Raw genomic sequence first — 8,432 nt, 5'->3', positions numbered from 1 at the left:
GGACTTAAAATCCGTTGACCGTAAGGTCGTAAGGGTTCAAGTCCCTTCACCCCCATTTACTTTTACCCTCTCTGACTTGTTTCTGACATTTTCTAACTTCTTTTGAATGGGGTTAGAAAGGGTTAGAAGAGGTTGGAGGGGGTTTTAGTTTTAAGCCAACTTTAAGCCAACCTATTTTGGGGGCTTGGGGCGATCGCTTCTTTGCATGAGTAGGTCGTATGCTTTCTGGTGATGAGCAGTGCTAATCCAAGCATGATACAAGTCTGTATGAACTTGTACGGAATGTCCCATTTGTTGTGCTGCAAGACATACATCAAGCCCAAATTCTAAAGTTCTTATTGCCCAGCAATGGCGCAAATCGTATAGGTGAAAGGGTAAGCCAATACGTTTGAAGTATCTACCTGCTTTTGCTCCGAATTCAGTATTATTTTTTGCGGTGATTTGAGGAATTTTTAACTCTTTCAGGTTGAATTTATTGCACCATTCAGGGTAACAAGCCCAAATTCGCCGTGTGTCTGTTTTTCCATCTTCGATGGTGGCAATTGGATATAAATCGAAGTTTACATAAAATAGTTCATGAGGTCGTAAGCCATAGGTAGCAAGCATTCCGTAATACCATTGCCATGAAGGATCGGGGATTTGCTCGAACCAATTCTGAATTATGGAATCATCTGGCAAATCACGGAACTTTGCACGACGTGGATTGTAGTTTCCTGCGTATCGTTTGAGGTCTATGGGCAGCTCGGCAAATTTGGCAAATGCTGTCAGCACCATGCAGAATCTTTTTCTTTGTCGTGAGTCTGGTTCAGTTTGGGCGATCGCATTCATGATCACCTCACTGGTCAGTTCGCTATCTTGGGGCAATCGCTTCAAAACTGCGAAATAATCTTTTTCCCATGTAGTCTCACTTTTGGGGTTTCTTTGCCGTCGAGTAAAGTAATCGCTTTCAAAGTCTGCCAATAGTGATTCCACGGTGGTGACATTGGGAGAAATTGTTACATAGGGATGCCAATCGAATTCCTTGCAGGCAAGTAACGCGCCAACTTTTCGGGCTTCCGCTTCCGCGTAGGAAATCCCTGCACCATTGGCATTGATGCCTAAGCTGATGCGCTGTTGGTGTGCATCTTTCCTATTGCTATTGGGCTTTGGCGGTAAAGTTGCCTGCAAGTACAATTTGCCACCCCTTGCTTGGATGCTCACACCAACTTTTGCGGCTTTAAGTCGCCCATTTGCCTGTGCTAGTTTGCGTTCTGATTCGTTCATCGTTTTTCGGCAGGTGTGGAGAAATAGGCAATGCAGTTTTGAATGTTGAGGCGGTAATTTGCCCTTGTGCTATTGGGTTTGCGAATATCGATCCAATGTTCACCAGCTTTAAGGCATCCAAGGGCGATCAAGTCTCGTAAGTGGTCTGCACCAACGTTGATTTGTTCGGCAAATTTGGCAAGTTCAAGCCATTGGTGATTGGGGTTAACTGGCTTTTTTCTGGTCATAGTTGGGAATTGGTAAGGATTCTAGTTTTTCGACAAGGTTTTTCATGTGCGCTTCGCTGAGGAAGTGGCGATTGGGGACACCGCAGCGCTCTAGGTAAGCGAGAATTCGGGGGTGTTTCCAGTCAAAGCCGTGCATTTCCATGAGGATGTCACGTCTGGAAATCAGGGCTGATAAGTCTTTGCCAAGGATTTCCCGCTTGGGTTCTTGCACAGCCTGATTTTTGAGAATCGGTCTTGTGCTAGCCACGGTCTCGCCTCATCCATGCGGGTAAAAGTTTGCGGGCTTCTTCCATCGCTTTCTTGCTTTTTTCAAAATCAATCTCGACCTTTTCGGGCAGACCGATGGCGGTTTGATTACGCGATCGCTCCCATGCGTCCCATTTGGCTTGCCATTCTTCAGGGTTTCTGGCTAGGCAAGTATTTGCCCAAATCTCTGGGGAATTGATTTTCGGGTCTTGCTTTGCCTCGTAAATCACGAAATCGCGCAAAGTTTTAAAAAATTTTTCGGGCGGCGGCCCGGCGTAATTTCGATCCACTCCACTGTTTGCGCTTTCTGGTGTTGTCTCGTTTGGAATTTCTGTTGGTTCAGAAGTGGTTTTTAAATTCTCTTGAACGATCTTCAAAGCTTGTTCTACGCTTTCCACATTTTTCTCGTTTTCTGGATTTTCTTGATCGAAATTTTCAAAGCTCTCCTCTCGCAAATTTTCGCGCGTGCAGTTTGAGAGAGTTTGAATAGTTTGAATAGTTTGAGAGCTTCCAGAATCCGCACTAGGTAAAGATTCTGGAAGCTGTCGGCGATCTCTGGACTCACCTTGGCGATCTCTGGACTCACCTTGGCGATCTCTGGACTCACCTTGGCGATCTCTGGACTCACCTTGGCGAGTCTGTAGATCGCTAGATTTATCATTACTTTTAGGCGCAAAAACTCTAAGCTTAAATTTGCTTACCTGAATTAAATCTAATTTACTGAGTTCATGAAGGGCAGATTGAACAGTTCTGCGATGTAACCCTAAATGTTCGGAAATTACGGCAGTATCCACCTCAATATGTGAGTCGCTAAAAGGATTGAGGGTGGATAAAAATAGATAAACTCTAAACTGTGCATCTTTGAGGGTGTGGTGCAGGTATAGAAACTGCTCGTTGGTTAGTCTTAAGTGCTTCGTCATGGTTCAATCTCTCCTGTTAGTTCTGTGACTGCTACATAGCAGTCATCACAAAATTCAAAATATTGATCGTCTGCGCCAAAGCACCAAGGGGCTGAGCGATTGCACATTTCGCAGGTGTAAAGTTTTGGATAGTGTTCACCTGAATCTTTTTCAGGGGGATCGTCCAAGTGCCAGAGCATCTCTTCCCAAGGCGGCGCGAAGCATTGGCGGCAGTGGCAAGGGATGAATGATGGAAGGTTTGAGAAAAAACCTGTTTTTTCAAGCTGTGTGCGGATTTCTAAGTTATTTGACATAGTTCCGCTTCCTCAACTCTTCGGCAAGTTCTTCGGCTGTCCACATGGAATTGTCAAAAATCAGCTTCACAACCTTGTTCTCTAGGTCAAGAGTTTTTGCAATGTCTGGTTTGCTCCAGCCGCTGCGCTTCATGAGTCTTGCCTGTACAATCTTTTCTTTGAGAGATAGTTCTTGATAGGTTTTCATGGTATTTATGGGTTAGGTAGGGTTTTGTACAAAAAGCGATCGCCACTCGACTGAGTGCGATCGCTTTTTTATTGGTTAAAAATCATCATCAAATGGAAGTGGAATCGGATCGGCTTTGGCGATTCGGGTTTGCAAAATTTCGAGAACACCGATCGCATTGCGGATGTTCTCTTTTTTTTGCCAATGGGCTGTCTCTGATTTGGTGATCACAGTGAGGATAAGCTTTGATGCTTCAATCCCTTGGATAGCTATTGTTTTTAGCTTTGTGAATCTCTCTTCATGCTCTTTTTTGTCCTGCTCATTAATCCTCATAAGGCGAGAAATTTCGCACTCAAGGTCTTTATGCAGATTGGCAAATTTTGCGATATCAGCGATCGCTAGTTCTTTTGTCTCTTCTGTCATGGCTGGACTCTTTCTAAGGTTTTGATGGTGCATGGATAGAGGGGTAAGCCATGAGGAAATTTGACCATTGCAAATGTGATACCTGCAATTTCTTCAAACCGAATCAGCTTGCCTGTTTTGCCTACATAGGATGTAGAGCTACGGACTGTGCAGCCTTCGACTAAGTTATGTCTGTCTGGATGCTCTCGGACGATTCCAAAGCTTTGCTTTTCGGCTTCTGATTCGGGTTCTATGGCTAGCTCTTTGAGGGATTGAAGTGAGGCGATCGCTTCTTCAACTTTTGGATCGATTCCTAGAATTGGTCTAGGTAGTTCACCACTGGGATTGGTGAGAGGTAGTGAAAAAATATCGAGCTGCATGGCATTACCTCAAACATTTAGTTCAACCTTGAGCATCTGGGCTAAGTTCTCAATGGTTTGAATGCTCTCTTTCATGGAGAGAGCTTTTAGCCATTGGGTTGTAGTAGCACTGAACTGATCGGGAAAGCCGTCAAGCTTTTCTGAGAGATCGTCGGCAAGTTCATACATGAGCATGGCTTTGCTGACTGGGGATAAACCACAAATTTCATTGGCTACATCTGTGGGGAATACTTGGCTTAGTTGGTTTCTTCCTTGGATTGACATTGGTTTTGAAAAAGTCAAAGAATTGAATTTCAACGGGGTTAGGCAGCTTTGGCGCTGGTTTCTTTTTGGTAGAGGTATGCGAGTCGCTCGGTAATCCATCGGATTAGGTTGATTAGTTCATCGGCTTTGAGGCTAACAATCCATTCGTCAAAAGCTTTTGTAGTTCCTGATGCCTGAAAGTCGTCTTGTTCATCCACCAATACGCTTTCTAAGTAATAGGTAATCTCGTGATTGATAGTCGCCAAACTGAGGAGACCGAACGATGTCATCTCAGTCTCGAATTGTTCGGGGGTGGGGAGGTAGTAGTTTGCGGGGTTAGGGAACATAGGTTTATTTGGGTGATTGGTGAGTTGGTGATTGGGTTAGTCGATCGCTTTCACGACGCGAATTTCAATTTCGGCAGGATGACTAGCTGGTCCGATGGCGAAGTGTGTGCCATCTACCCAGATAGAGATGATTTCGCCATCTTTCAAATGAGGGGCGACTTGTTGTCTTAATTTGGCTAAGCGTTGAAGGGCTTGTTCCTGCTGCTTTTGGGCATATTGCCAAGCTGCATAGGCGTTTTCTGTTTCAAGCCTCATCATGTTGCGTTCTTGCTGTGCTGAAAGCAGGGCTAGGAATAGTTCTCTGTCCATAGGTTTATTTGGGTGATTGGTGATTGGTGATTGGGTGTGATTACATCTCTATTGGTGAGTGTTGGATTTGCACTAGATAGCCTTTTTGGGTTAGGCAATGGGTCTCTAGGGCTAGCGCTCTCCTGAATTTGCGTTTGTTCGGTTCGGTAAAGTGACCTGTGGCTTTTAGGTCACTGGTCACATAGGTGTATCGGTTTGCTGATACCAAGATTGTTGCTGTATGATTTGTCGTGTGAGCAAAGTTCTCAAGTGCTGTCTTGTATAGGCTTTGCATTTTTACCTCCTTGGTAATTAAAAAAAGAAGAGGCAATCGCTTAGCTCCTAACTAGCGATCGCCTCTTCTTTTTTGGTGAATTGTTTGTCTAGGTATGACAAGAAATGTGGATTACCCAAGCAATGGCGAAGCGCCTCGTCAACAATGACATTAGGGCGTTTACGGTGCTTTGCCGCTAGTTGTCTCAACTGAAGATCGAGATCTTCTTCAATGCGTGCTTGTAGTGCAACTTTGTTTGACATGAGTAAATGCAAAACTAAATTTACACTTTCAATAATTACATGAGTAAGTTCAATAACGCAAGCATTGATTCAATGAATTAATGTAATCTTGAATGTAAGCATTTATGTATGACGCTATGACACTAGAAGAGCGTGAGAAACTAGCAGAGTTAATAAAGCAAAAACGAGGCTCCATGAGTAAGTCTGCTTTTGCTAGACTCCTTGGGGTGACTCATACCGCAGTAACTGGCTGGGAAAACTGCCTTTCTGAACCTGATCACCACAACCTAGTAGCAATTTCGAGGGTATTGGGGATGAGTCTAGATAATTTACATGATTGCCTGAAAGGAAATAAAGCCTCAGCGTCAGAGTTTGACAGTCTGGTAAGCAAAATCAAATCAATGAGTATGAGCTTGAATCAAATAGCTGTCATAGATCACGTTGTCTCTGAAAAACTACTAGCGATCGCGGAGAGTACAGGAAGATAATGCCTTATAGAGAAGCTTTCGACGAGACAGTTAAGCTCTTTGATTTAAGAGCATCAGATATTGCTGACAAATCAGGTATTGGTGAAAACCAGATCAGTAGATTTCGCCACGGCAAAACCGATCTGCAAACTGCAAGCCTTGAAAAATTAATTAATGTCTTACCAGCAAATGCAAAAGCTTATTTCTATTCAAGAATTATGATTAATGCCTCATAGCTGGTTAGATTGTAAATTGGTGGCGATCGCGGAGAGTGCAGGAAGATAATGCCTGAAAATATTTATCTAAGAGGACTGATAGTATTTGCCGTGAGCTTTGTATTGGTGCAAGGAACGGCATGGTTAATTAGGCAAATCTACTTTGTGATAAATGATTTAGATTATTGGGCTGTTGATATGTTAAATCGCCCATTTAAAGCTGCTATATTTGCCTTTATCGCTGTGGTTGTTTATTTGATAATCTCAAAATCAGTAAAGAAATGAATGAGTTCTAATAAAATTATTGGATCAATTGTTTTAACTGTCTTTGCATTTTCTATATATAGAAACTTCTTTGTTAATGCTGGTGAAAAGAAAAATCCGCCTGATGCAATTGTATTTATAGCTGTATCTGAAGAAGAATCAAAAAAAGCTATAAAACAAATTAATGAGTATAGAAAAAAGAATGGTAAGCCACCAATAAACTATAGCTCCAAAGCCTATAACCTAGCTATGGCAAGGGCTAAAGATATGAATCAATATAATTATTATGATTTTACTAATCCTCAAACTAATCTTTGTACAGATAAAATTAAGGAGCAATATGGATTTAAACCAACAGAGTATCTAGCAGAAAGTTTAAATAAGTATTCAGCAATTGGTGTAAATGTGCGTCCTGAAGCTAAGACGCTTAGTCAAGTAACTATTGAATGGATTGATGAATATATTGCAAAAAGAACAATTGATGAGAACTTTTTGTATGACAAACATCTAGCTGGGGCTGTAGGGTGTGATGGAAATAAATGTGTTTTTCTTGGTTTAAATGAAGAAGGCTTTGGAAAAGATTGTGTTACAAACAAAAAATCATAAGCTTTAAAAGATAAATAAGGAGATAGGCGATCGCTAAATTAGCGATCGCCTATCTCATGAGGTTGCACCCTGGCAAAACATAAAGCTGAAACCTAGATATAGAGCCAAATAGTTTTTTGTTTTGCCAGGATATTAAGTAGCAAAAATAAATAAAAACAAAAAAGGCGGCGCAACGCGCCGCTTCTTTTTTGCTTTATATATCAATGTAATCATTAACGCTAACAATGTTAAATTAAATGATATGATAAACACATTTAAGTTAATCAAACAATGCGTTATAGTATCTTTTGTTAGCGCTAATACTAAGGCTTGAAGCGTGTTAGCGCTAACTATTACAATAGATGCGTGAAAAAAATGTATTGCCGCCTAGCTGTTTTGATGATGGAGAAAGACACACGCCTAAGCCAGCGTGAACTTTCTCGTCGAACTGGTTTGAGTGTGACAGCCATTAATAGGCTGCACAACAATGAATTCGATCGTGTTGACGCAGCCACGATTAACACGCTGTGTAACTACTTCAACTGTGAAGTGGGTGATTTATTCGTAATGAAAGAGGTTGAGGAAATCACATGACCATGACCTTCGAGCAAATGCAAGAAGTCCTAAGCCAGATGACACAAGCCAATCTAGGCTTGTACGAAAGGCAAAACAGGATCGAAAGAGAGATGAGCGAAACCCGTGCAATTGTCGATCGCACATCTGACAACTTGACGCGGATCGAAGCAATAGTCGAGTCCAATGCCAGAGCTATTGAGGCGACTAATAACTCCCTTGACTCTAAATTCAACCAGTTTGCCGATGCCATCATTAGAGGGCAAGACAGGCTAGAAAGGTTAGAGGTAGAGATTCGTGGCTTACGCATTGAGACAAGACGCATCCTAGAGCGCTGGTTGGGTGAACCCTTCACCGACAATCCAGACTCAGATGATGACGAGGATATCAATGGCACGTCCTATCCCAGTAATCCCAGTTAATCAAGAGCAATAAAAAACGGCATGAGCCGTTGCCCACACCGTCAAAAATATTCACTAACAATCATGACACGCAAACCCAACAAGCTTGAAGTAGTCGAGCCTAATTTTAATGTAGGTAATTCCCAAGATTCCCAAGATTCCCTAAGCATCGATGCGTCCGAAAAACTCACTCTAGAGGAAATTGTCGCTGATGAGTTGCTTGATTCGCTTGACTGGAAAGTCGTAAAAAAGGCTTTACTCAAAGCAGTACGGCGCAAATTTATCCGCTGGTTTGTCAGTGGGTCTGCATCCATGATCGCCACCAACGAGATCGAAGCCGAAGCATTAGCGATCGGACCAGGGGAAGAGGAAGCAGCCGCATGATTAACTAATGTGAGTGAGAAGTCCCGCACTCTATCCGTTTACAGGGATGAGTGGCGGGATGAAAACGAATCAGAAAACAAGTTAAGCGACAGTGAATCCATGATAAAAAAGAACTAAGCGGAGTTGAAAAGAGTAGCCGTGGTGGGCGAACTTTCCGTTGTATAAAGGCTAGACACCACCTATTAGTTTTACACTAATAGCCCCAATATCCCGCTAAGCCGTAAAAGAGCTTATGGATGGGTGAAGTAAATA

The 8,432-nt window shown here is 42.5% G+C and carries 20 protein-coding genes; 7 read left to right on the top strand and 13 right to left on the bottom strand.

The window, feature by feature from the left end; translation table 11 throughout:
* Positions 1 to 171: 171 nt before the first annotated feature.
* From AC805_RS26795 to AC805_RS09895, 13 genes are all read right to left on the bottom strand, one after another.
* Positions 172 to 1,263 carry a hypothetical protein gene (locus tag AC805_RS26795; protein ID WP_055075291.1) on the bottom strand — a complete coding sequence of 364 codons (1,092 nt, stop codon included), beginning with the start codon at positions 1,261 to 1,263 and terminating at the stop codon, positions 172 to 174.
* On the bottom strand, positions 1,260 to 1,490 hold the full coding sequence (locus tag AC805_RS09945; protein WP_055075290.1) for a hypothetical protein: 231 nt from the start codon (positions 1,488 to 1,490) through the stop codon (positions 1,260 to 1,262). Before AC805_RS09945 ends, AC805_RS26795 begins: the two co-directional genes overlap by 4 nt.
* The gene (locus AC805_RS09940) at positions 1,468 to 1,737 is read right to left on the bottom strand and encodes a hypothetical protein (RefSeq protein ID WP_055075289.1); all 270 of its coding nucleotides are present in this window, start codon (positions 1,735 to 1,737) and stop codon (positions 1,468 to 1,470) included. The genes AC805_RS09945 and AC805_RS09940 overlap by 23 nt, the downstream gene beginning before the upstream one ends.
* A complete protein-coding gene (locus tag AC805_RS09935; protein WP_055075288.1) occupies positions 1,730 to 2,656 on the bottom strand; it encodes a helix-turn-helix domain-containing protein in 927 nt (308 codons plus the stop codon). Before AC805_RS09935 ends, AC805_RS09940 begins: the two co-directional genes overlap by 8 nt.
* A 31-nt stretch (positions 2,657 to 2,687) precedes the next feature.
* Positions 2,688 to 2,918: a hypothetical protein gene (locus AC805_RS25540; RefSeq protein WP_156341369.1), complete on the bottom strand. Its 231-nt coding sequence runs from the start codon at positions 2,916 to 2,918 to the stop codon at positions 2,688 to 2,690.
* Positions 2,919 to 2,938: 20 nt separating this feature from the next.
* Complete coding sequence (locus tag AC805_RS09925; protein ID WP_055075286.1) at positions 2,939 to 3,136, bottom strand: hypothetical protein; 198 nt, start codon at positions 3,134 to 3,136, stop codon at positions 2,939 to 2,941.
* A gap of 75 nt (positions 3,137 to 3,211) precedes the next feature.
* Positions 3,212 to 3,538 carry a hypothetical protein gene (locus AC805_RS09920; RefSeq protein WP_055075285.1) on the bottom strand — a complete coding sequence of 109 codons (327 nt, stop codon included), beginning with the start codon at positions 3,536 to 3,538 and terminating at the stop codon, positions 3,212 to 3,214.
* The gene (locus AC805_RS09915; RefSeq protein ID WP_055075284.1) at positions 3,535 to 3,897 is read right to left on the bottom strand and encodes a hypothetical protein; all 363 of its coding nucleotides are present in this window, start codon (positions 3,895 to 3,897) and stop codon (positions 3,535 to 3,537) included. Before AC805_RS09915 ends, AC805_RS09920 begins: the two co-directional genes overlap by 4 nt.
* 9 nt (positions 3,898 to 3,906) lie before the next feature.
* Positions 3,907 to 4,161, bottom strand: coding sequence for a hypothetical protein (locus AC805_RS09910; protein WP_055075283.1), 255 nt, complete (start codon positions 4,159 to 4,161; stop codon positions 3,907 to 3,909).
* 38 nt (positions 4,162 to 4,199) lie between these two features.
* On the bottom strand, positions 4,200 to 4,487 hold the full coding sequence (locus AC805_RS09905; protein ID WP_055075282.1) for a hypothetical protein: 288 nt from the start codon (positions 4,485 to 4,487) through the stop codon (positions 4,200 to 4,202).
* Between the two features lie 36 nt (positions 4,488 to 4,523).
* Entirely contained in the window at positions 4,524 to 4,796 is a 273-nt protein-coding gene (locus tag AC805_RS09900; protein ID WP_156341368.1) for a hypothetical protein, read from the bottom strand.
* Between the two features lie 40 nt (positions 4,797 to 4,836).
* Positions 4,837 to 5,070 carry a hypothetical protein gene (locus tag AC805_RS25535; protein WP_156341367.1) on the bottom strand — a complete coding sequence of 78 codons (234 nt, stop codon included), beginning with the start codon at positions 5,068 to 5,070 and terminating at the stop codon, positions 4,837 to 4,839.
* 47 nt (positions 5,071 to 5,117) lie between these two features.
* A complete protein-coding gene (locus tag AC805_RS09895) occupies positions 5,118 to 5,312 on the bottom strand; it encodes a hypothetical protein (protein WP_055075280.1) in 195 nt (64 codons plus the stop codon).
* Positions 5,313 to 5,428: 116 nt separating this feature from the next.
* Here AC805_RS09895 and AC805_RS09890 point away from each other — a divergent pair, with 116 nt between their 5' ends.
* The 7 genes from AC805_RS09890 (at position 5,429) to AC805_RS09860 (ending at position 8,180) form a co-directional block, all read left to right on the top strand.
* Positions 5,429 to 5,779 carry a helix-turn-helix domain-containing protein gene (locus AC805_RS09890; protein WP_072143582.1) on the top strand — a complete coding sequence of 117 codons (351 nt, stop codon included), beginning with the start codon at positions 5,429 to 5,431 and terminating at the stop codon, positions 5,777 to 5,779.
* On the top strand, positions 5,779 to 5,994 hold the full coding sequence (locus AC805_RS09885) for a helix-turn-helix transcriptional regulator (RefSeq protein ID WP_055075278.1): 216 nt from the start codon (positions 5,779 to 5,781) through the stop codon (positions 5,992 to 5,994). Before AC805_RS09890 ends, AC805_RS09885 begins: the two co-directional genes overlap by 1 nt.
* 48 nt (positions 5,995 to 6,042) lie before the next feature.
* A complete protein-coding gene (locus AC805_RS09880) occupies positions 6,043 to 6,258 on the top strand; it encodes a hypothetical protein (protein WP_055075277.1) in 216 nt (71 codons plus the stop codon).
* Positions 6,259 to 6,843: a CAP domain-containing protein gene (locus AC805_RS09875; protein ID WP_055075276.1), complete on the top strand. Its 585-nt coding sequence runs from the start codon at positions 6,259 to 6,261 to the stop codon at positions 6,841 to 6,843.
* Positions 6,844 to 7,197: 354 nt separating this feature from the next.
* A complete protein-coding gene (locus AC805_RS27325; protein ID WP_072143581.1) occupies positions 7,198 to 7,416 on the top strand; it encodes a helix-turn-helix transcriptional regulator in 219 nt (72 codons plus the stop codon).
* Positions 7,413 to 7,817: a hypothetical protein gene (locus AC805_RS09865; protein WP_055075274.1), complete on the top strand. Its 405-nt coding sequence runs from the start codon at positions 7,413 to 7,415 to the stop codon at positions 7,815 to 7,817. The genes AC805_RS27325 and AC805_RS09865 overlap by 4 nt, the downstream gene beginning before the upstream one ends.
* 63 nt (positions 7,818 to 7,880) lie before the next feature.
* Positions 7,881 to 8,180: a hypothetical protein gene (locus tag AC805_RS09860; RefSeq protein ID WP_055075273.1), complete on the top strand. Its 300-nt coding sequence runs from the start codon at positions 7,881 to 7,883 to the stop codon at positions 8,178 to 8,180.
* The last annotated feature ends 252 nt before the right edge of the window (positions 8,181 to 8,432 follow it).

Origin of the sequence: Pseudanabaena sp. 'Roaring Creek' (genome assembly GCF_001402795.1) — a bacterium.
Taxonomy (GTDB): domain Bacteria; phylum Cyanobacteriota; class Cyanobacteriia; order Pseudanabaenales; family Pseudanabaenaceae; genus Pseudanabaena.
This window is presented reverse-complemented; position numbering and strand designations above follow the sequence as displayed.